Origin of the sequence: Chryseobacterium sp. BIGb0232, assembly GCF_024810195.1 — a bacterium.
In the GTDB taxonomy this organism is placed as follows: Bacteria; Bacteroidota; Bacteroidia; order Flavobacteriales; family Weeksellaceae; genus Chryseobacterium; species Chryseobacterium pennae.
Window position 1 is genome coordinate 359,990 of record NZ_JANUEH010000003.1, and the last position, 22,491, is coordinate 382,480.

Here is a 22,491-nt window from a genome sequence, read left to right on the forward strand (position 1 = left end):
ATTGATTTCTCTTAAAAATATGCAATATGAGAATCAATATAAAAGCTTATAGAATGAGGACTGAAAATGGTTTTGATTTTGTAAACAATTAAGATTTAAGCAATAAAAAGCACTTCAAAGGGACAGCCTTTCATCATTAAATCCTTCAATAACTTCCTTCTTCCAGCCCCCAGTTTTCTTAATTAACAAAAAAGGATAAACAGTTTCCCGTTTATCCTTCTTGTATTATTTACATCAGAGAATCTTATCCTCCGAATTTATCTGCATAGTCTGTTTGAGAAGCTTTGATTACTTTTCTAGCATGCTCAGCACCGTAAACCTCCTGAATTCTGCATTTTGCAGGCTCGTCCGGCAGGTTTTTATAGGTTAGGAAATAGTGCATCAATCTTTTTACTTCTGCTTCCGGTAACTCAGTAATATCTCTGAAGTGTCCGAAAGCATGGTCATTGATCATTACAGCAACAATTTTATCATCAGCTTCACCACCGTCAATCATTTTAAAACCACCGATTGGAATAGCTTCCATCAATAAACCTCCAGCGTGGATATTGTGAGAACTTAAAACACAAATATCAAGCGGGTCATGATCTCCCATTGTTACATCAGTAGCCCCTGCTTCTACAGCAAGTCTCATCACTTCTTTATCACAATATGTTCTTGGAACAAAACCATACAAAGCCGGGATGATGTTAGAGAATTTCTGAGGCCTGTCTACTTTTAAATATCCTGTTTCTTTATCTACTTCATATTTAATAGTATCTGAAGGAACAATTTCCACAAATACGTTTACAACATTTGGCGCATCTTCTCCTGCAGAAATTCCATGCCATGGATGTGCTTTAAAATTTGGAATCATTATTTATCTGTTATTTTTAAGTTATTATTAAAATTTCTTTTCTTAAATCTTCAATTGTTTCAGCAACGTAATCATTGCTTTCCATATAATTCATGATGAAAATGGTTTTGAACTCATCCAGTTTCACTTCACCCTTCAACCCATCATAAGTCTTATGAAGAAGGTCAATAATGGCATTTTTAGAGTCTACAATATTCTTCCAGGAATTCTTCGTTATATAAAGCTGCTGAGAGGAATTGTATTCAAATTCTTCATTAATTGCTTTTTCTGTAAGGAAAATAAACTCATGAACCGCCAATCCTTTATCAAATCGCTGAATCAGGTTGGAAGGCTTTATCCTGTCCAGAAATAAAGTCATCCTCTCATAAGAGTGAGCTTTGTTTTCTGAATTAGATTTCACAGTAAGTAATTTGAGTTCCTGGTTTTTAAGAGTAATATACGAGTGTACAAATTGTCTCAGCAAAACCAGAAAAGGAATTGCAATAATTAATGCAAATGCATACGGTAGATATCCTGAAAGACTCGTCATAATTTTAGGATGCAAAATTACTAATATTTTCTGATATTACAGTTCAAATAATGCGGGTCTTTGTGTAACTTCATGGTAGCATACACTGTTTTCGTCAAAAAAGTGATATACCAGGCTTTTCCGGGTTCTGTTTTTATCAGTATGTGGCTCTCCCCCGTGAAGAATATTAGCATGCCAGATCAGCATATCTCCTTTTTTCGCCCTGAAAATTTCTTTTTTCAAACCCAATTCTTTGACTTTATTTTCAAGAAATTCTTCATATGCCTTATAGCTTTTCTTCCCTATTTTTAAAGCAGTTCCTTCATTATCATAGTCCGAGTTCAGGAAATAAGGCAGTTTATGGCTTCCCGGAATATAATGCAATGCGCCATTGGTTTCATCTACATCTTCTAATGCAATCCATACTCCTAAAAGTCCTCCCAAAGGAAATGTTGTCATGTGAATACTGTCGGAATGGGTCTTCTGCTGGCTTCCGTTAATAAAATTGATACTTTGAAACAATTTAGCCTTACCATCAAGCAAAACAGATAGAAATTCAAGGAAATTTTTATCGCTTCCGATATTTCTGAGAATTTCCGAATGGTGAATTGCAAACATCAGTTTCCCACCGTAACGAAATTTTAAGGTTCCGTCTTTCATCAGCTTTTCAATCTCAAGATTGATATTTTCTGCTGTTTCCGGGGTAATAAAGTTTCTCAGAATCATGTAGCCGTTATCATCATAATGAAGAGCACTTTCTTTATTTTCTTCTGATAGTTTTTTAAAAAAGGCAGTAGAAGAAAGCTTTTCTTCAGCAATACTTCTTTCTGTCTGCGGAAGGTGTGAAAAATCTTTACTTGAAATGCTCGAAAAATAGCTTTTGCTGATCCCGTATTTTTTATATAATGGAATATTATGCTTTAATTTACTTTTTTTAAAGAAATTATAAAGCATATAGGATAATTTATAATTACGAATTTGTTGTAACATGACGGTTATATAACTGTTATAAAGGTACGGAATAATACTACATTAGAACCAATCTAAACAATGCTTTTTATCATTAAAAAATCCTTCCTTTTAAAAATAAAGATCCTAATTTTTTAAAAAGGTCTTTTTTGGAACGCTCAATAATGGCATAAGGTTTCAGCTCTGGGCGAAATCCTCTGAAAAACTCTTCTATATTTGGAATATCTCCCCCTTCAAAATCAAAGATATGGGTTGCAATGGTTTCTTTAATCATCCGGTCAATCAGAACAGAAGCTCCGGATAGCTTTACATATTCTTTATCACTGAAATTCCCTAAAAGCGCCACCATACCACAGTCTGAATAAGTAGCAATAACATTGATGATTTTCCCTTGATAGTAGAAAGCTAGAAACTTCAGATATTTCAGATTGTAGAAAGTTTCATAGATATCCATAAATCCGGCTAGATCACTTTCTTTACTCAATCCTATAATATTGGATTCTATAAAAGGTTTCACTTCACCATAAGAAACGCTTCTCAATTCCGAATGATCCCAAACTTCCTGATCCAGCCTCAGTTTTCTCTTCCTTTTGGGTGAATATCTTGTATAGACATCCTCATAGGCATCAGGATAAATCAAAAAATTTTTCTTTATTCTGAAAGGTGTACGAAGTTCATTGCCATCATTAAAAGGATATGCTCTTATCAGATAGTGACTTTCCAGATAATCTAAAAATTTCTCATTAAGATTCACATCATCCTTTTCGGAAAAAACTCCTAGCTGTTGACAAAGCTTAGGATTATGAACTATTTTGACACCATATTTCCTCACAAAAGGAACGGGCATTACTGCTTCATAATCGTTATATACAAGTATTTCCCACTGTTTCGGTGCAGTGGTATCCAAAAAGTCTTTTGCAGCAGAGTATTTTCTTTGTTCAGAACGGTCTAAACACTGAGAATATTTCACAAAATCAATTTCATTGTATTTCAATCTTCTAATCATAATAATCCTGCGTCTGAAAAGCTAAAATAGGAATTCTGTGTAATGATAATATGGTCTAAAAGCTGGATGCTTAATACTTTTCCCGCTTCTTTTATTTTTTGTGTAATGTTAATATCTTCTTTGCTTGGTTTAAGGCTTCCTGAAGGATGATTATGGGCGATAATCACTCCTGTTGAAAAATGTTCAAGGGCTGTTTTAAACAGCACCCTTACGTCTACAATAGACTGACTGATTCCTCCCTGGGTAAGCTGCGAAATATGTATCACCTTATTGCTGTTATTCAGAAAAATGGCCCAAAATTCTTCAGTTCTTAAATCTGATAATTGGTTTTTCAGAATTGCATAAGCATCATGACTGTTACCGATAATTGATTTTTCAGGAATTTCCTGTCCGGCTCTTCTTCTTCCGATTTCAAGCGCTGTAATAATAGAAATAGCTTTTGCCTCTCCTATGCCTTTGAATTTCATCAGATCCTGAACAGAAAGTAAGCTTAGCTGATGCCAGTTATTATTGACGGATGCTAAAATTTTCCTTGACAGTTCCAAAACGCTCTCTTCTCTATTTCCGCTTCCCATAATAATGGCTAAAAGTTCAGAATCGGAAAGTGCACTCTTACCTTTTTGCAAGAATTTTTCCCGGGGTCTGTCGTCTTCTGCCAAAAATTTCAAGGACATAGAATTAAGATAAATTATAGGTTAATAGAAAGTGTATAAGATAATAGGTTTCTCTGATTTGTCAATATATTTTGCTGTTTCTTTAAAAGCATTGATTGAAAGCATTGGGCATCCCAGGCTCAAAGTGGCAGGTTTTTCCGATTCTACATCAGAAACACTGCTAAAGGAATGCAGGACAATAGCTCTTAGCATCGCATTATCATTGGTAGGATCCAGTCCTTTTAAGCGGTAAGCTTTTCCAAATTGTCCAACATAGCTTCCTCCAACTGCATATTTCCCAAGGGAAGACTGATAAGACCCCTCAATATTACTGAATTTCAAAGCATTTGATCCCGAAATTACAGAACCGGAGCCATGAGCAACAATTGCTTTTTGTACTATTTTATTATTTTTCAGGTCGTAAATGAAGTAACGGTATTTTCCGGATGGAATTTTAAAGTTAATAAAAATGGCCAGATCCTGATTGTAGGCTTTATCTTTAATAAAAGTTTTAATTTCTGAAATTCTGGATTGGGGTATACCCAATACTTCTACCTGCTGAGATTCAGCTTTTGAGCAGGAAACTAAAAGTATAAAAAGAAAAATAAAGTGTTTCATCATATGTGTAAGAAGGCTATTCTATAATCATTCCATCTTTCATAACGAGTTTACGGTCGGTAATTTCAGCCAGATTCGGGTTGTGGGTTACAATCACAAAGGTTTGATTATACTTATCTCTAAGGTCAAAAAACAGTCTGTGAAGGTCATCCGCATTTTTTGAGTCCAGGTTTCCCGTAGGTTCATCAGCAAAGATAATTTTTGGTGAATTGATTAAAGCTCTTGCTACAGCTACCCTTTGTGCTTCTCCACCGGAAAGCTGATTGGGTTTATGATTCAGTCGTTGTTCAATTTTAAGATCCTCAAATAGGGCATATGCCTTCTCCATAGCCTCTCTTTCATTAGCTCCCGCTATTCTGGTAGGAAGCAAAACATTTTCCAAAGCAGTAAACTCAGGAAGCAGCTGATGAAACTGAAATACAAAACCAATATTCTGGTTTCTGAATTTCGATAACTGCTTATCATTCATATTGATAAATGATTCTCCTGCAATCTCAATTTCAGTATCATATTTCCCGGATTGAGTAGGATGATCCAAAGTTCCCAGAATCTGCAGCAATGTTGATTTACCTGCACCGGATTCTCCTACAATAGAAACCACTTCCCCTACTTTGATGTGAATATCAACTCCTTTCAGTACTTCTAAATTCCCATAAGATTTATGGATATTTCTCGCTTTAATCATGAGTCAAAAATAGTAACATATTGTTGATTTTACAACAAATTGTCATAACATTATTTGTATTAAAACAAAAAACCTCCCAAATTGGGAGGTTTTATTATTTTCATTCTAGAAATTACAGTAACAAAGTTAATGGATTTTCTAAATATGTTCTTAAAGTTTGTAAGAATTGAGCCCCTGTAGCTCCATCTACCACTCTGTGGTCACATGCTAATGAAAGCTTCATTGTGTTACCCACTACAATCTGACCATCCTTAACGATTGGTTTCTCAATGATTGCTCCTACTGAAAGGATTGCAGAGTTTGGTTGGTTGATGATACTTGTAAACGTTTCAATTCCGAACATTCCAAGGTTAGAGATAGAGAATGTAGATCCTTCCATTTCATTAGCCTTAAGACCTTTGCTCTTAGCTCTTGAAGCCATATCTTTTACAGATGCAGAGATCTGAGTGTAAGACATCTGGTCAGTATTCTTCAATACAGGAACTACCAGTCCGTCAGGAATAGCTACAGCCACTCCAACGTTAATATTTCCTCTGTGAATGATCTTATCACCTGCCCAGCTTGAATTTACCTGAGGGTGCTTTCTTAAAGCAATAGCTGTTGCTTTAATGATCATATCGTTGAATGAAATCTTCGTATCTGGAATAGAATTGATCTCTTTTCTAGCTTCGATCGCTTTATCCATATTGATTTCAACCATAAGATAGTAGTGCGGAGCAGAGAACTTACTTTCAGAAAGACGTTTTGCAATAATATTTCTTACCTGTGAGTTTTGAGTCTCTGTATCTTCTCCCTGTACGAAGTTTACCGCAACCTGAGCAGCAGCGCTTGCAGCCGGAGCTGAAGCAGCTGGTTTTGCAGCTGGCTGATAGTTTTCAATATCTTTTTTAACGATTCTTCCATTTTCACCTGAGCCTTGAACAGCATTGATATCAACTCCTTTATCCTGAGCCATTTTCTTAGCCAATGGAGAAATTGCCACTCTGTCAGAAGATGAAGTGTTAGCAGCCGGAGCAGCTTTTTCTTCGGTTTTAGCTTCTGCTTTCTGCTCAGCTGGTTTCTCTGATGCCGGAGCTGCTGCTTTAGGAGCTCCTACTGCTGAAACATCTGTTCCTGCAGGGCCAATAATTGCCAATACTGTGTCAACCGGAGAAGCACCACCTTCTTCCACACCTTGCTTCAATAGTACACCATTGAACTCAGATTCGAAATCCTGTACTGCTTTATCTGTTTCGATTTCAGCAAGAAGATCACCTTCTTTTACTGTATCGCCAACATTTTTGTGCCATTTAGCAACCTTCCCTTCTGTCATTGTATCAGAAAGTCTAGGCATTGTAATCACTTCTACTCCAGCCGGAACTTCTGCGGAAGCTGTTTCCACAGCTTCTGCTTTAGGCTGTTCTTCTGATTTTGTTTCTTCAGCACTTGCAGCCGGAGCAGCAGCTCCACCTGTTAATCCTGAAATATCTTCTCCTTCATTACCAATAATTGCTAAAACTGAATCTACAGCAGCTGCGGCACCTTCTTCTACACCAATGTATAAAAGGGTTCCTTCTATTTCAGATTCGAAATCCTGAACTGCTTTGTCAGTTTCAATTTCAGCTAAAATATCTCCTTCCTTTACTTTATCTCCTACTTTTTTATGCCATTTCGCCACCTTACCTTCCGTCATAGTGTCGGAAAGGCGGGGCATCGTAATTACTTCTGCCATAATCTATATTGATTTGAGATTCGAGATTTGAGATTTGAGATTTCAGAAATTTCAAACTTCAAATTTCAAATTAATTTTTATTTTTTAATTTTCTAATTTGTCTAAGAATGGATAATCTTCCTGAGCATACACATACTCATAAATTTTCTCAACATCCGGATATGGAGAATTTTCCATGAATTCGATGCACTCTTCAACAAAGTCTCTTGACTTGTTATCCATAACTTCCAATTCAGCTTCTGTAGCCCATCCGTTTTCAAGAATTCTGTGTTTCACCAATTCGATTGGGTCATCATTCTTGTGAACAGCTACTTCTTCTTTAGATCTATAAGGCTCAGCGTCAGACATAGAGTGTCCTCTGTAACGGTAAGTTCTTGCTTCGATAAACGTTGGTCCGTCTCCTCTTCTTGCTCTTTCGATAGCTTCGTAAGCAGCTTCCGCTACTTTTACAGGATCCATTGCATCTACAGCAAGACAAGGCATTTCATATCCTAATCCTAATTTATAGATATCTTCATGGTTGGCTGTTCTTTTTACAGAAGTTCCCATGGCGTATTGGTTGTTTTCTACCACAAATACTACAGGAAGTTTCCAGTTCATTGCCATGTTGAATGTTTCATGTAATGAACCTTGTCTTGCAGCACCATCTCCGAAGAAACAGATATTTACAGCTTTTCTGTCAAAATATTTATCTGCAAAAGCAATACCTGCTCCCAAAGGAATTTGTCCTCCAACAATACCATGACCTCCGTAGAAACGGTGCTCTTTACTGAAAATGTGCATAGATCCACCCATACCTCCGGATGTCCCTGTAGCTTTACCACAAAGTTCAGCCATGATTCTCTTAGGATCTACACCCATCGCCATTGGATGAATGTGACATCTGTAAGCAGTAATCATACTGTCTTTAGTAAGGTCCATTGCATGTGTAAATCCGGCAGGGATTGCTTCCTGACCATTATACAAATGTAAAAATCCTCTGATCTTTTGTTTTAGGTAAAGAGAACGGCATTTGTCTTCAAACCTTCTCCACATTGTCATATCTTCATACCACTTCAGGTATACCTCTTTAGAAAATTCTTTCATGTGTTAGCTCTTGCTTTTTTATGATGAAATAGTTGAGCAAAATTATGAAAAAAACTTTGTTTTTATTGTATGCATAAGTAACTTTTCCTTTTTTCTCTAAAATCTATTTGCAGGCGGAACAGATTATTCTTAATTTTCGACCCTTAGAACCCCCCATAAAACAGCAATTTGTCTGTTATTTTCTTATTGCAATACATAAGAAATCAGCCTGTCAGTATAGTCTTCCGGGCATCATAAATGAAACAGACTATCAAAAAACCACTTGATTTTATTCCCTTCCTCTTTCCTCTTTAATTATTGTTAACATATCTTTTGGTTATTTCAACAGCTTCTTTTCCGGTGAAAAATCTGTAAGCTTCAGTGTTCTGTCTTCAATATTATTGACAAAATCACCATGTAGTTTTGCGGTCTGAACCTTAATCTCTTTCCATTCTTTATCTGCCATAAAACCCTGCCATGCTATTTTCATTGTGTTTTCATCCTTCCATTCCAGCAGATAGACAAACTCTGTTTTTTCTTCAGACTCTGACTCCCAGATTGACACAATATTGAATCCATATTTTTTCATAATTCTCAAGGCATGATCTCTGAACCGGTCTAAAAACACCTGTCTGTTTTCTTTTGGAATTTCATAAATTCTCAACTGGTGAACAGGAAGTAGTGAGGGCGGAGAATCTGTTGAAGAATAAGTTTGTCCAAAAACAAATCCACCCAGAACAAATATGAATAATGTAAATAGTTGTTTCATTATATATAAGTATTGATATTAGTTTATTAATCCTTTGTATCAGCCTTTATTATATCTGATATTTCAAAAAATATTCAATTTTAATCATTCCTTTTATCTTCAAAAACAGAAGTGATTAAAATTAAATATTTCCGGAAATAAAGCGGATTATTTTCAAAAAAAACAAAAAAAACATTCTGTATAATAAGAAGCATCAGCACTTATCTGCATTTTCAGTATCTCAAAAACGTTATCATCATCCGGTCTTCGTTTGTTTTTTGGGCTTATAATCTTATATTTGGTCTTTAAACTTAAATATGGAAGAAAAAAAGTCTTCGCTTCTTCACAAAATCTCAAAGGTTATCTCAGATTTCTTCAATCCACTGGTTTCTCTGATTATCTTTTTTGTGTATATGAGCACCAGGGAGTATACTTTTAAGGAATCTCTGCTTTATTTTCTGCCTATATTATTAATGATTATTGCTCCAGTTGTTATCTGGCTGATATGGAATGTGAAAACCGGAAGATACACCAATATGGATGTTTCTAACCGGGTACAGCGAAAAACACTGTATGTATTTATTGCTGCCTGTGTTGTGGTTTACCTTATTTTCCATTATATCAGAAACGGGTATATTGATCTGGTAATGCTTTTTATTTTAATCCTGCTTTTTGCCCTTCAGATCAGCAATTTTTTCATTAAAAGTTCGATGCACACTGCATTTAATATATTTGTAGCGGCATTATTTTTCACCTTAGACTGGAAAATGGGTCTTGTATGGTTAGGGATCGCCAGCCTGGTGGGACTCACCAGAATTATTTTAAAAAGGCATACGGTAAAAGAAGTATTTATGGGAGCTGGAATAGCTTTTATGGTATCTTTTATTTATCTTTATTGCAATATACAATTTCAACATTAGAAGAATATATGAAAATCAATCATCTTACTGCCGCAGAAGAAAACTTTATGAAGCTGTTTTGGACAATGGAATCTTTCTATCTGAAGGACGTTATGGAGCAGCACCCGGAACCCAAACCACACCAAAATACGGTTTCCACATATTTGAAAATATTGGTTGAAAAGGGCTATTTATCTACTGTAAAAGAAGGGAGAATCTTCAAGTATACGGTACTTGTTCCGTCTGAGGAATACAGGAAGTTTTTATTAAAAGAACTTACACACAATTTTTTCAATGATTCAGGAAAGGAAATCCTTGAGTTTTTGTTCAGTGAGAAGCTGCTTACACAGAACGATCTTAAAGGCTATTTTGATCTTAAAATTGAAATCAAACCTGCGAAAGTTGAAGAACCAAAATTTGAGGTTGCTGACGAGATATTAAATCCGAAGAAAGAAAAAGACAAAAAGGCAAAAATCAGCAAAGAAAAAGATAAGGATAAAGAAAAGAAGAAAAAGAAAAAGAAACCATAAAAAAAGCGGCTTAAAAAGCCGCTTCATATTTTTTACCAACGATTTCCGCCGCCGTTACCACCACGGTTTCCACCGCCGTAGCCACCGCCACCATTTCCACGGTTGTTACCACCGTAACCTCCACCTCTGTTGTTATCGAAGCTTCTTCTTGGCTTCTCTTCTCTTGGCTTAGCTTCAGATACGTTTAATGTTTTTCCGTTGAATTCTTTTTGATTAAGAGCTTCAATAGCCTGCTGTCCTTCTTCATCACCCATCTCGATGAAACCAAAACCTCTAGAACGGCCAGTTTCTCTGTCTGTTACGATTTTAGCTGATGATACATCACCAAATTCTGCAAATAGATCGTGCAACTCATACTCTTTAGTTGCGTAATTGATGTTTGAAACAAAAATGTTCATTTTAAAATAAATTAAAAAATTAATAAAAATTTGGTATATAAAAGAAAAGCAACATAAATTAATGAACAAATATTGATTCCAAATATAAACGTATGCAAGATACAATTAAAAACGTTAAATCAAAGCTTTTTTTATCTCTTTCTCACATTGGTTTGAATTTAATGTTTAATTTCACTAAAAATCAAACATTAAAAAACTGATTATCAATAAATTAACCCTGAAACATATTAAAAAGTTAAAGTTAGTTAACATAATAAAATTCTTTTAGTATTATATATAAATAAGGTGTAATTGTTTGGAATAATCACACCCCATGTAAGACTCATTGGCTGCCGACAACCTATATTTTAGAATACAAACAGATATTAGTATATTTATAATCCCTTTTTAACATTACATTCATGAAGCCTTTAATGGGATTTTATTATGAAACAACATAGCACCAATTACACGAATACTTTCATAGAAGTTGCCGAAGACTGCCCCGTCTCCCATGCACAGGTTCCCCCTGATAAGAAAGAAAAAACTCTGGCGAACCTTCAATATGAAAAGATCAGTAAACATCCTTATCAATATTCATCAGATGATATTATTTTTGATGGCTATGCCTTTAAAAATGATATTTCAGAAAATGAAAAACAGAAAGTAAGAGAGCAATTCTTTTCCAAAGGTCAAGCCTGCCTCCGCTCTTCTCCCCTCGCCAAAAGATATGGATTCGGATTTCATCATAATAAGGAAGGGAAAGTAGCAATATTCCCCGTAGAAAGTAAAGAATACCAAAAATTCTTAACCGATCCCGACATCGCAAAAACGAAAGCAATGCGCTCCAAAAGAAAATAATTGAGAAAATGAATAATTCTCTTCAGATTCATAAATGCAATTCTTTTGACAACACCAGCTTTTAACACTAAATTTGTACTGTAAATTATTAAGAATATGAACTACCATACAAGAAAATGGGTAAAACCCGAAGATTTAAATCCTAATCATTCACTATTCGGAGGAAGACTATTACAATGGATTGATGAAGAAGCAGCATTATATGCAATCATCCAGCTTGAAAACACTAAAGTAGTAACTAAATTTATTTCTGAGATCAACTTTGTAAGTTCCGCAAAACAGGGAGACATTATAGAAATTGGTATTGAAGCCAATCACTTTGGATCCTCCTCTATTACTTTAAGATGTGATGTCCGTAATAAAATGACCCATCAGACGATCATTACCGTAGATAAAATCGTCATGGTTAATCTGGACAGTGACGGAAACCCAGCTCCTCATGGCAAAACCAAAATTGAGTTTGTAAAAGACAGGTTAAACAGCGAACTATGAAGATATTCATAAAGAATATGGTCTGCAGCAGATGTATTTCCGCTGTAGAAACCATCTTCAATAATGCAAATGTAAACACAAGTTCTGTTATCTTGGGAGAAGTAGAAACAGAGTCGGATGTTTCTGCAACGATCATGCAGTCCATTGAAGAAAAACTGCTTGAAACCGGTTTTGAAAGAATCATGGATTCTGCCCATCAACTTATTGAGAAAATTAAAAATCTTATTATTGTAAAAGTCAGTGACCTTGACATTGATGAGGATTTTCTTCTTTCTGAATTTTTAAGTTCAAAACTTCATAAAGATTACAGTTCCCTTTCAAAAACATTCTCCCAGAATGAAAACATCACACTGGAACAGTTTTTTATTCTTCAAAAAATAGAAAAGGTAAAGGAGCTTCTTTTATATAATGAATTTAATCTTACGGAAATTGCAGGAAAACTGGGCTATAAAAGCGTTCAGCATCTTTCTACCCAATTCCGTAACGTTACCGGATTCACACCTACTGAGTTTAAAAAATTAAAAGATCATCATAGAAAACCCCTCGATACTCTTTAATTGAGTTGGAGAGTATTTGAGTATGAGTGTCAGAATATTTGATATTATAATAATGTATCAATTCCCTGCTCCTCTAATACTCTCCCACTCTCAAACCTAAATTCTATAACTATTATCCTTAAATTTATAACAGCCTTATATTTTCATTTTGGAAATTTGTAGTATAAATTTAAGAATCATGGACCAACAGTATAAAATACTCGGAATGACCTGTTCCGGTTGCCAGAAAAAGATCTCTAACCAACTGAACAGTATTGAAGGCGTTACTGCCGATGTAAATCTGGAAAACAACACGGCTACGATCACTTCTGATCACGCAATTGCCCTTTCAGTTTTAAACGATTCCCTGGCAGAAATAGGAAAGTACAGACTTGAAGACCCAAACAATCCTGAAAAAGCTTTTGTAAAACCTCAGGATCGTGTATCCCCATCTTCAGTATATTATTGCCCTATGGAATGTGAAGGGGATAAAGTATATTTCAAACAGGGAGAAAGATGTCCTGACTGCAATATGTATCTGGTTCCGATTGAAGAAAAACTTGCAAAAGATCCTAATCATAAGCCCACTTACTCATCTACCCATCTTCCTGAAATCTTTAAAGACAGTATTGGCAAATACTATTGCCCGATGTTCTGCGAAGGAGATAAAGTATATGATGAAAAAGGAGACTGCCCTGTATGTCATATGCGTTTAGAGGAAATCTCCGACGATATGGCTAAAAACGCAGTTTCACACCACAATCATTCACATTCACATAATCACAACCATCATGAAGCCCCTAAGGTCACTGATGAAATGGCAGGAAGATACTACTGTCCAATGTACTGTGAAGGAGATAAAACCTATGATTCCAACGTGGGATGTCCGGTTTGTGGAATGGACCTGGTAAAATACCCGGAGAAGAAAACCGCAAAATACACTTGTCCGATGCATCCTGAAATCATCAGTGATGAACCGGGAAGCTGCTCAATTTGTGGAATGGATCTGGTAAGAATGCCCGACAGTGGAGAAGATGATGAAGATGAAACCTACAACATTCTGAAAAGAAAATTTCTGATTTCACTGGCATTCACCATTCCTGTTTTCATTCTCTCTATGGGTGGAATGTTTATAGACTTTCCGTTTTCACATCAGGTACAGGGATTTATTGAGCTTGCTTTAACACTTCCTGTGATGTTTTATTCCGGTTGGTTTCTGTTAAAAAGAGGTTGGGTTTCCTTCAAAACCTGGAATCTGAATATGTTTAGCTTAATTGCACTGGGTGTGGCTGCTGCCTTTATTTTCAGTATTGCAGCATTAGCTTTCCCTGACATTATCCCTCATGAAATTCGTGGACACAATCATGAAATCCCACTGTATTTTGAAGCAGTCTGTGTGATTCTTACCCTTGTTATTCTTGGACAGCTGATGGAAGCCGCTGCACATAAAAAGACAGGAAATGCCATCAAGGAATTGATGAACCTTTCACCAGATGAAGCGAATCTTATCGTGAATGGCGAAGAAAAAAAAGTATTGCTTTCTCAGGTGAAAATCGGAGATCTTTTAAAGGTAAAACCGGGTGAAAAAATTCCGGTTGACGGAAAAATTACAGAAGGAAACTCTATCGTAGACGAAAGTATGATTACAGGCGAGCCTGTTCCCGTTGAAAAAACCGTTGATGACAAAGTTTCTTCAGGAACAATTAACGGAAATCAGGTATTCATCATGAAAGCCGAAAAAGTAGGTGATGAAACATTGCTTTCACAAATCATTAAAATGGTGAATGAAGCCAGCCGAAGCAGAGCACCTATCCAAAAACTGACAGATAAAGTATCAAAGGTTTTTGTTCCTGTAGTAATCCTTATTGCTGTTCTTACTTTTGTTTTATGGCAGTTCTTTGGCCCGGAAGGGAAAAGAAGTTTATTCGCTTTCGTGAATGCTGTAGCAGTTCTAATTGTAGCATGTCCCTGTGCTTTAGGACTGGCTACTCCAATGTCCTTGATGGTAGGCATCGGAAAAGGAGCTAAAAACGGTATTCTGATCAAAAACGCAGAAGCTCTTGAACAAATGAATAAGGTAAACGTTCTGATCACCGACAAAACGGGAACTTTAACGGAAGGAAAACCTTCTGTAGAGTATATAGAGACAGTAAATAACGAAGATAAAAATCATATTTTAAAACTTGCCTTTTCACTGAATCAAAATTCGGAACACCCACTTTCAAACGCTGTTATCAAGAAAGCAAAGGATGAAAATGTATCCGCTGAAAAAGTAGATCAGTTTGAAAACATTTCAGGAAAAGGGGTAAAAGGAAACGTCAATGGGAAAACAGCCTATCTTGGAAATGAAAATCTATTAATCTCCCATCAGATCCAGATTCCAGCAACATTAAAGCAGAAAGCTACAGAAGTACAGTCAAAAGCACATACTATTTCTTATATTGCTCAGGATCAGAAAGTATTAGGATTCATCAGCTTTACGGATAAAATTAAAGCAAGTTCAAAAAAAGCAATAGATAGATTAATGAGCGAAGGTGTTGACATTATTATGATGACCGGAGATAATGAACATACCGCCAAAGCTGTTGCTGAAGAATTAGGAATCAAACATTTTAAAGCCAATTGCCTTCCTGAAGATAAGCTGAATGAAGTAAAAAAACTACAGCAACAAGGTAAAGTTGTAGCGATGACCGGTGATGGAATCAACGACTCCCCTGCCCTTGCCCAGTCGGATATAGGAATTGCTATGGGAACCGGTACCGATGTTGCTATTGAAAGCGCTGAAATCACCTTATTAAAAGGAGATATTTTAGGAGTAGCAAAAGCAAAATTATTAAGCGAAAAACTTCTTAAAAATATTAAAGAGAATCTGTTCTTTGCCTTTATTTATAATGTCCTGGGAATTCCGGTTGCGGCAGGATTATTGTATCCATTTTTTGGAATCCTCTTATCACCGATGATTGCCGCAGCAGCAATGAGCGTAAGTTCATTATCCGTGATTTTAAATTCATTAAGATTAAATTCGGTGGATCTGGATATAAAATAACAGCATGAAAAAAGAAAATCTTTACATAGGATGCTCAGGGTTTTATAATAATGACTGGAAAGGGTCTTTATATCCTGAGAATACCCCTGGTAAAGATTTTCTTTCCTTATATACCAGAACTTTTAATGCCGTAGAGATCAATTCTACATTCTATAGAATACCCACTGCCAAGACACTCTTAAAATGGCATAACGAAACACACGAATCGTTCAGGTTTTTTATTAAAATTCCTAAAACAATTACCCATCAAAAACGTCTTGCAGATTCAAAAGACGAAATCACCGTCTTCTGCAGACATATTCATGAACATCTTCAACAAAAACTTTCCGGCTTCCTGTATCAGTTTCCACCCTCTTTTAAACATACTCAGGAAAATATAGATTTGATCATTAACAATATTGACAATCGATTTTTAAATGTTATTGAGTTCCGTCACGAATCCTGGTGGAAGAAGGAGATTTTTGATCTTTTAAAAAGCAATAATATTGTATTCTCAGGAGTAAGTTTCCCCGGAAATCTTCCTGAAGACATTATCATTAATCATTCTGAGGTAATATACTATAGACTTCATGGAAAACCAGTTCTCTACAAATCTGCTTATACCGAAGGTTTTCTTAATCATCTTGCAGAAAGTACAGCAAATACCCAACAGACTGTATTTATATTCTTTAACAATACATGGGGAACCGCTGCCATTGAAAATGCTTTGTACCTGAAAAGCATTTTAAAATGAATATCATACTGTCAAAATCATTCCCATAATATGTCTTACGTTTGTTAAAATAAAATAATTCCCAAGTAAAGGAAGAATATTATTACTTCAACATAAATAGAAAAAGACTATCGCTTTAGTATTTATAAATGTTAAGAATTGTAGAAAACAAAACCATTATACAATAATCAGTAATTTAACGGAAATCACCTTTAAAATAAAGTTCTTAAAATAACCTTAAAAAGGAAAATTACCGAGAAATATGGCATATAATTTGTTAACATTCTACCGTTATTTTTAACGATTTTTAACAATTTAAATTTCCATTACTTTTATGAGAAAAATTTTTGCGGGAAAGTCAAAAAACAGGACTTTTCTCGGGATGTTTGCATTGATGAGTGCAACTTCAGTAGTATTAAACAGCTGTAATTTTAAAAGCGACGTGAACGACACTATGAGCTCACCGGAACATCCTACCGCAAAAACAGTTCCCACGATGGACGATGAAAACGTAGATCCGGATAAAAGAGTGATCTACCTTACCTTCGACGATGGCCCCAATCAGGGAACAGAAAATCTTTTAAAGATCCTTGATAAAAGAAATGTATGTGCCACAGCTTTTTTAGTGGGAAGACACGCCTATGGAAGCACAAAACAAAAAAATGACTTTACCCTTTTAAAGGAAAATCCTAGGATTGAGCTGGCCAATCACAGTTTTACCCATGCCCATAACAAATACAGTGATTTTTATAAGAATGCTGATGCCGTGGTTCATGATTTTGATATTGCCAAAGACAGTCTGAAACTTCATGATAAAATAGCAAGAACTCCGGGAAGAAATATCTGGAGACTGAACAATATTAATGTAACGGATATTAAAAGCTCCACTGCAGCTGCAGATGGTCTTAAAAGAGCAGGCTATAAAGTCATTGGCTGGGATCTTGAATGGAGACCTTCTCAAAAAATGACCTTAAAAGGAAGCCATGAAGCCATGCTGAAAAAAGTAGACAGCATCTTTCTGAACGATCTTGAAAAAACATCAAGACATCTGGTTTTCCTTACTCATGACCAATACCTTAGAGACACTGATTCTATCAATGAGCTGGATCTGTTTATCGAGAAACTACAGAAAAGCAACAAGTTTGTTTTCAGAAAGATCTCTCAGTATCCGAAGATCAATGAGATCCTGAATTAATTCAGGCATTAAAGTGAAGTCAAAAAATTCATGAAAAGCAGATACCTATAGGAAAACATCTGTTTTTCCACCACTTTCAACTTAAAGCTTTGAACCTTGAACTAAATTTCGGAAATTTGCATGTATGAGTATTAAGGAAAATTATAAAGCAATACAAGGTCAGCTTACATCAGATGTTCAACTGGTTGCCGTTTCAAAAACGCATCCGGTTGCTTCTATTCAGGAGGTGTATGATCTTGGGCAAAGAGTTTTTGGAGAAAACAAAGTTCAGGAACTGATGGAAAAGGCTCCTCTCATGCCTGAAGATATCCAATGGCATCTGATCGGACACCTACAGACCAATAAAGTAAAATACATCGCTCCGTTTATAGATACCATCCAAAGTGTGGATTCAGAAAAATTATTGACTGAAATCAATAAGGAAGCTGGTAAAAACAATAGAAGCATTAAAGTTTTGCTTCAGGTAAAAATTGCTGCAGAGGAAAGTAAATTTGGGCTTGAAATTTCTGAAGCCAAAGCTCTTTTCCAACAGTATATTGATGGAAATTATCCACATATTGCAATTACCGGTTTGATGGGAATGGCTACCTTTACGGATAATGAGTCCCAGATCAGAAAAGAATTTTTAACTCTAAAAGTGCTTTTTGATGAATTAAATCAACTAAAATCTTTAAAAACCTTATCAATGGGAATGAGTGATGATTTCCCTGTGGCTATTAAATGTGGAGCCAACTCTGTGAGAGTGGGATCTGCAATTTTTGGAAGAAGAGACTATTCTCAATAGAATATTTAGGTATGGTTTTTGCTAATAATTGAAACAAAAAATTTAAATTTGCAACTATGCAAAAAATCCTTATAGTAGAAGACGAAAAAGCAATCTCAGGAGTACTTCACAGTATTCTTTCTGACGAACTTACAGATTATGAATTTGTTATTGCCGAAGACGGCCTTGAAGGTTACAAACAGGTAGAAAAAGAAGATTTCGCGTTGGTGATTTCTGATATCAAAATGCCTAAACTTTCAGGAACCGAGCTTTTGAAGCAGAGTCTGTTATTAAAGCCTGAAACTACTTTTATCATGATTTCAGGTCACGCAGACATTGATTCTGCCGTTTCCTGCCTGAAAGAAGGTGCATACGACTTTATCTCTAAGCCAATTGATATCAACAGGCTTATTACGAGTGTAAAGAATGCTTTAGTAAAAGAAACCCTGAAGAAAGAAAACAAAAACCTTCAGACTGAAAATAAAACGCTAAAGAGAAAAGTAAATAAAAAATACCAGATGATCGGAAATTCTCCTGCTTTGCAGAAGATTCAGGATATGATCGAAAAGGTAGCTGTTTCTGATGCCAGAGTTCTGATTACAGGGCCTAACGGTGCGGGAAAAGAATTGGTAGCTCATGCTATTCACAATCAAAGTGAGCGTGCAAGAGGACCAATGATTGAGGTAAACTGCGCGGCCATCCCATCTGAACTTATTGAATCTGAACTTTTCGGACACGTAAAAGGTTCTTTTACAGGTGCAATTAAAGATAAGCAGGGAAAATTTGAACAGGCTAACGGAGGAACTATTTTCCTTGATGAGATCGGAGACATGAGCCTTATCGCTCAGGCTAAGGTATTAAGAGCACTTCAGGAAAGTAAAGTATCTCCTGTGGGAAGCGATAAAGAAATAAAAGTTGATGTAAGAGTAATTGCAGCAACGAATAAAAATATGCAGAAAGAGATTGAAGAAGGAAAATTCAGAGAAGACCTTTACCACAGACTTTCTGTAATTGAAATCTATGTTCCGCCATTGGATGACAGAAAAGACGATATCAAATTGCTGGTTGAGCATTTCTCCGGTATGATTGCTGATGAGCATGGTACTGCTATGAAAAAGTTTGAAGATAAAGCTATCGACGCTTTAAAAGCTCTTTCATGGACTGGAAATATCAGGGAGTTAAGGAATGTTGTGGAAAGATTGATTATTCTTGGTGGAAATACTGTTTCTGAAAGTGACGTTGCAAGTTTTGTAAGGAAATAATAAAGCTATTATTACAATATTATAAAAATTTGCAGTACACTACTGCAAATTTTTTTTTTGGACTATTTTGAATGATAAACTATATGAATCTTAAAATATTATGAAATTTTTAAACAAAAACCACACAAAAGAATGCCTGACTTTGGCTCTACCTGTAATGCTTACCCAGGTAGGGCAAGTTTCAGTGAATTTATTCGACAATATTATTGTTGGAAAACTTTTAGGCGCTGATGCATTAGCGTCCGTTTCATTAGGTAATGCAGTGTTCTTCTCTATATTTGTATTGGCTCTTGGATTTTCATTCGCGATACCACCATTGGTTTCGGAAGCACATTCAAAGGAGGATCATGCTACTATTAATTCTGTTTTTAGTCATGGTTTTATCATCAATATGGCTGTGGGTGTTATTCTTATGTTGGTATTATTCGCAGTAATGCCACTACTCTATCATTCCGGGCAGCCAGAGAAGATCATTCCTGATACGATAGGCTTTTTAAGTATTATGGTGGTCAGTATGATACCTATTATGGCTTTTCAGACACTTCGTGAGGTTTCAGAAGGCTTATCTTATACAATTGGAGTTACCAAGGCTACCATTATTGCTAACATCATCAATATTGTTCTAAACTACGTTTTTATCAAAGGGCTTTGGGGTATTCCGCCAATGGGAGTACAAGGTTCTGCTTTAGCAACTTTAATCTCTAGAATCTTCATGGTAGTTTTCCTTTATTTTGTATTGTTGAAGGAAAAGAGAACGAGACGTTATATCAAGGATTTTTCATTAAAAATCCAAAGTTTCTCAAAAGCGATGTTTGATAAAATGGTAAGACTGGGATTGCCTACCGCATTACAGATGTTTTTCGAAGTAACAGCTTTTGCAGGAGCAGCATTTATCTGCGGATTAATTTCTGCACACGATATTGCCTCTCACCAGATCGCCCTGAGTATGGCTTCATTCACCTTCAACCTTTGTGTTGGATTCAGTGTAGCTTCTACCGTAATGATCGGAAGAAAACTGGGTGAACAAAACTTTGTGGAACTCAGAAAAGTAGGGATCAATAATTTAAAGATCGCTTTTATTTTCATGTGCATCTGTGGATTGGTCTTCATTCTTGGAAGAAATATACTGCCTACTTTCTTTACGAAAAAAGAAGAAGTAGAAGTGATCACCCTGGCTTCAAAGCTGATGATCATTGCAGCTTTATTCCAGCTTTCTGATGGAATCCAGGTAACAGCTTTAGGAATGCTGAGAGGGTTACAGGATGTGAAAATTCCATCAATCTACACCTTTATTGCCTATTGGGTGATTACCATTCCACTGGGATATTTCTTCTGTGTAACATTGGAAATGGGAGCTTTCGGAATGTGGATCGCTCTAGGATTGGGATTAACGATTTCAGCCGTATTCCTTGTTAAACGGTTCTTAAATATGTCAGCAAAGAGAATCAAACAAAATATTGAGGTTAAAGCATAATAATAAAAAAACGCAGAGATAAAAACTCTGCGTTTTTTTATTATTTTTGACGACATTAATTAATAAGCATGAAAAAAACACTGATCATCTTCGCTCTGTATGCAGGTGCTCTATATCAATCTCAAACGAACAGATTCACTTACGAACTTCGATACCGAAACGATTCTTCCCAGGAATACATCACCAACCTGATGAATCTGGATGTAAGCTCCAGATCTGTTAAATTTTATGATAAAAGTTTTGCCGACTATGATGTAAAAAATAAAGAAAACAACCAATCAATATCGCATTACAGTACAAGAACAGACCAGGTAATTGAAAGAAAACCTGAATCTTTCAAAAATAATTGGTACAGAGATTTTTTTGACTATTTTGTGGTAAAAACAAATGATGAAATGAAATGGCAGGTCATCCCTGAAACCAAAGAATACAATGGTTATAAACTTCAAAAAGCTACCACAGAATTTGGAGGCAGAAGCTGGATTGCATGGTTTTCTAATGAGATCAACATCAAAGAAGGCCCCTATAAATTCAGAGGACTTCCCGGTCTCATCTTTATGCTGGAAGATATAGATCAGAATTTTGTATATAAGCTTATCAACAATGAAAAACTAAGTTCAGATTATGATACTCAGGATTTCGTAGAAACCCATTATGGAAAACAGGCTATTCCTATCACCAATGAGAAGTTCAATAAGTATATCGAAGATATTTATCAAAACCCTACAAGGATGTTTTCGGAAGGAATAAAGAACGGGCAAAAATCAACCTTTAAGAATGAAACGATAGAATCTATTGAAGCTCTTAACAGTAAAAAAGAAATGCTTCAGAAAGGAATAAAAGGCCGATATGTTTATATTGAAAAAGATAAGCAGCCTGTCTTCTGAGACTCAATGTAATACTAATCATAAAAGCGATCCTAACAAGGTCGCTTTTTTATTTAAATCCTTTTCCCCAATATTACAAGGCTTCTTTCTATTCCATCCAGAACGGCTACATTAGGAAGGTTTCCCCAATCTTCAAATCCAAAGTACCTGAACAGCTTTAAACTCGGTTCATTATGAAGAAAAATAAGTGCAACCAGGTTATTCACCCCAAATTTTCCTGCATTATCTATACAATATTGAAGAATCATTTTGCCATACCCTTTTCCTCTACAGCTCTCATCCAGATAAATACTCACTTCCACAGTCCCACTGTAGGCCGACCTTTCATGGAATGAACTGAAACTCACCCAGCCTATCATTTGACCATCTGTATCTTCTACAACCCAAAGTGGTCTTGTTTCAGTATTATGCTCACTGAACCATTGTACTTTACTTTCTACAGAAACTTCTTCAACGTCTGCAGTCACCATTCTCGAAGCAATTGTTGAGTTGTAAATCGCTACAATTTTATTTAAATCGGCTAATTCTGCATTTCTGAATTTTAAATTCCCCATTGGTATTGTATTCAATTTTATTATGCAAAAGTAATAAATTTAAAAAATACCCCCTATTTAATTGAACAGTTTATTTAAATTTAA

General features: G+C 35.7%; 24 protein-coding genes. 12 read left to right on the forward strand and 12 right to left on the reverse strand.

Translation table 11 applies throughout. From position 1 onward, the window contains the following. Positions 1–244: 244 nt before the first annotated feature. The 10 genes from M2372_RS11140 to M2372_RS11185 all read right to left on the reverse strand — a co-directional run bounded on the left by M2372_RS11140 (position 245) and on the right by M2372_RS11185 (position 8,840). Positions 245–856 (reverse strand): inorganic pyrophosphatase, encoded by a 612-nt coding sequence (locus M2372_RS11140; protein WP_045496234.1) that lies wholly within the window; start codon positions 854–856, stop codon positions 245–247. A gap of 16 nt (positions 857–872) precedes the next feature. Beyond that, the gene (locus tag M2372_RS11145; protein ID WP_123319351.1) at positions 873–1,385 is read right to left on the reverse strand and encodes a hypothetical protein; all 513 of its coding nucleotides are present in this window, start codon (positions 1,383–1,385) and stop codon (positions 873–875) included. 36 nt (positions 1,386–1,421) lie between these two features. After that, entirely contained in the window at positions 1,422–2,318 is an 897-nt protein-coding gene (locus tag M2372_RS11150; protein WP_228455701.1) for a phytanoyl-CoA dioxygenase family protein, read from the reverse strand. Between the two features lie 109 nt (positions 2,319–2,427). Continuing rightward, positions 2,428–3,339, reverse strand: a complete 912-nt coding sequence (locus tag M2372_RS11155) for a hypothetical protein (protein WP_123319353.1) — start codon at positions 3,337–3,339, stop codon at positions 2,428–2,430. Beyond that, positions 3,336–4,013 (reverse strand): RadC family protein, encoded by a 678-nt coding sequence (gene radC / locus M2372_RS11160; RefSeq protein WP_115968895.1) that lies wholly within the window; start codon positions 4,011–4,013, stop codon positions 3,336–3,338. The genes M2372_RS11155 and radC overlap by 4 nt, the downstream gene beginning before the upstream one ends. 21 nt (positions 4,014–4,034) lie before the next feature. Then, positions 4,035–4,613, reverse strand: a complete 579-nt coding sequence (locus M2372_RS11165) for a murein L,D-transpeptidase catalytic domain-containing protein (RefSeq protein WP_123319354.1) — start codon at positions 4,611–4,613, stop codon at positions 4,035–4,037. Positions 4,614–4,626: 13 nt separating this feature from the next. Continuing rightward, positions 4,627–5,295, reverse strand: a complete 669-nt coding sequence (locus M2372_RS11170; RefSeq protein WP_115968897.1) for an ABC transporter ATP-binding protein — start codon at positions 5,293–5,295, stop codon at positions 4,627–4,629. A gap of 112 nt (positions 5,296–5,407) precedes the next feature. After that, a complete protein-coding gene (locus M2372_RS11175; RefSeq protein ID WP_123319355.1) occupies positions 5,408–7,006 on the reverse strand; it encodes a pyruvate dehydrogenase complex dihydrolipoamide acetyltransferase in 1,599 nt (532 codons plus the stop codon). Positions 7,007–7,090: 84 nt separating this feature from the next. Continuing rightward, positions 7,091–8,092, reverse strand: coding sequence for a pyruvate dehydrogenase (acetyl-transferring) E1 component subunit alpha (gene pdhA, locus M2372_RS11180; RefSeq protein WP_115968899.1), 1,002 nt, complete (start codon positions 8,090–8,092; stop codon positions 7,091–7,093). Between the two features lie 316 nt (positions 8,093–8,408). Continuing rightward, entirely contained in the window at positions 8,409–8,840 is a 432-nt protein-coding gene (locus M2372_RS11185; RefSeq protein ID WP_123319356.1) for an NIPSNAP family protein, read from the reverse strand. 296 nt (positions 8,841–9,136) lie between these two features. On the opposite strand from M2372_RS11185, the gene M2372_RS11190 reads away from it, so the two are divergent. Together M2372_RS11190 and M2372_RS11195 are read left to right on the forward strand one after the other, a co-directional pair. Further along, positions 9,137–9,739 (forward strand): phosphatase PAP2 family protein, encoded by a 603-nt coding sequence (locus tag M2372_RS11190; protein WP_123319357.1) that lies wholly within the window; start codon positions 9,137–9,139, stop codon positions 9,737–9,739. 8 nt (positions 9,740–9,747) lie between these two features. Continuing rightward, on the forward strand, positions 9,748–10,248 hold the full coding sequence (locus M2372_RS11195) for a BlaI/MecI/CopY family transcriptional regulator (RefSeq protein WP_123320086.1): 501 nt from the start codon (positions 9,748–9,750) through the stop codon (positions 10,246–10,248). A 32-nt stretch (positions 10,249–10,280) separates the two neighbouring features. Here M2372_RS11195 and M2372_RS11200 read toward each other — a convergent pair whose 3' ends face one another. Further along, complete coding sequence (locus tag M2372_RS11200) at positions 10,281–10,646, reverse strand: RNA-binding protein (RefSeq protein WP_045496213.1); 366 nt, start codon at positions 10,644–10,646, stop codon at positions 10,281–10,283. Positions 10,647–11,072: 426 nt separating this feature from the next. On the opposite strand from M2372_RS11200, the gene M2372_RS11205 reads away from it, so the two are divergent. From M2372_RS11205 to M2372_RS11250, 10 genes are all read left to right on the forward strand, one after another. Further along, on the forward strand, positions 11,073–11,486 hold the full coding sequence (locus M2372_RS11205) for a DUF6157 family protein (RefSeq protein WP_123319358.1): 414 nt from the start codon (positions 11,073–11,075) through the stop codon (positions 11,484–11,486). A gap of 96 nt (positions 11,487–11,582) precedes the next feature. Further along, a complete protein-coding gene (locus M2372_RS11210; RefSeq protein ID WP_115968902.1) occupies positions 11,583–11,978 on the forward strand; it encodes an acyl-CoA thioesterase in 396 nt (131 codons plus the stop codon). Next, on the forward strand, positions 11,975–12,535 hold the full coding sequence (locus M2372_RS11215) for an AraC family transcriptional regulator (protein WP_123319359.1): 561 nt from the start codon (positions 11,975–11,977) through the stop codon (positions 12,533–12,535). Before M2372_RS11210 ends, M2372_RS11215 begins: the two co-directional genes overlap by 4 nt. A 178-nt stretch (positions 12,536–12,713) precedes the next feature. Then, complete coding sequence (locus tag M2372_RS11220) at positions 12,714–15,560, forward strand: heavy metal translocating P-type ATPase (RefSeq protein ID WP_123319360.1); 2,847 nt, start codon at positions 12,714–12,716, stop codon at positions 15,558–15,560. Between the two features lie 4 nt (positions 15,561–15,564). After that, a complete protein-coding gene (locus tag M2372_RS11225; protein WP_123319361.1) occupies positions 15,565–16,293 on the forward strand; it encodes a DUF72 domain-containing protein in 729 nt (242 codons plus the stop codon). Positions 16,294–16,606: 313 nt separating this feature from the next. Then, on the forward strand, positions 16,607–17,467 hold the full coding sequence (locus tag M2372_RS11230) for a polysaccharide deacetylase family protein (protein ID WP_123319362.1): 861 nt from the start codon (positions 16,607–16,609) through the stop codon (positions 17,465–17,467). A gap of 124 nt (positions 17,468–17,591) precedes the next feature. Next, positions 17,592–18,251, forward strand: coding sequence for a YggS family pyridoxal phosphate-dependent enzyme (locus M2372_RS11235; RefSeq protein ID WP_123319363.1), 660 nt, complete (start codon positions 17,592–17,594; stop codon positions 18,249–18,251). Between the two features lie 56 nt (positions 18,252–18,307). After that, on the forward strand, positions 18,308–19,492 hold the full coding sequence (locus tag M2372_RS11240) for a sigma-54 dependent transcriptional regulator (RefSeq protein ID WP_115968908.1): 1,185 nt from the start codon (positions 18,308–18,310) through the stop codon (positions 19,490–19,492). A gap of 100 nt (positions 19,493–19,592) precedes the next feature. Then, entirely contained in the window at positions 19,593–20,966 is a 1,374-nt protein-coding gene (locus tag M2372_RS11245) for an MATE family efflux transporter (RefSeq protein ID WP_115968909.1), read from the forward strand. A gap of 68 nt (positions 20,967–21,034) precedes the next feature. Then, positions 21,035–21,853, forward strand: a complete 819-nt coding sequence (locus M2372_RS11250) for a GLPGLI family protein (protein WP_123319364.1) — start codon at positions 21,035–21,037, stop codon at positions 21,851–21,853. 53 nt (positions 21,854–21,906) lie between these two features. Here the strand turns inward: M2372_RS11250 and M2372_RS11255 are convergent, their stop codons facing one another. Continuing rightward, positions 21,907–22,407 (reverse strand): GNAT family N-acetyltransferase, encoded by a 501-nt coding sequence (locus tag M2372_RS11255; RefSeq protein WP_123319365.1) that lies wholly within the window; start codon positions 22,405–22,407, stop codon positions 21,907–21,909. Positions 22,408–22,491: the final 84 nt, after the last annotated feature.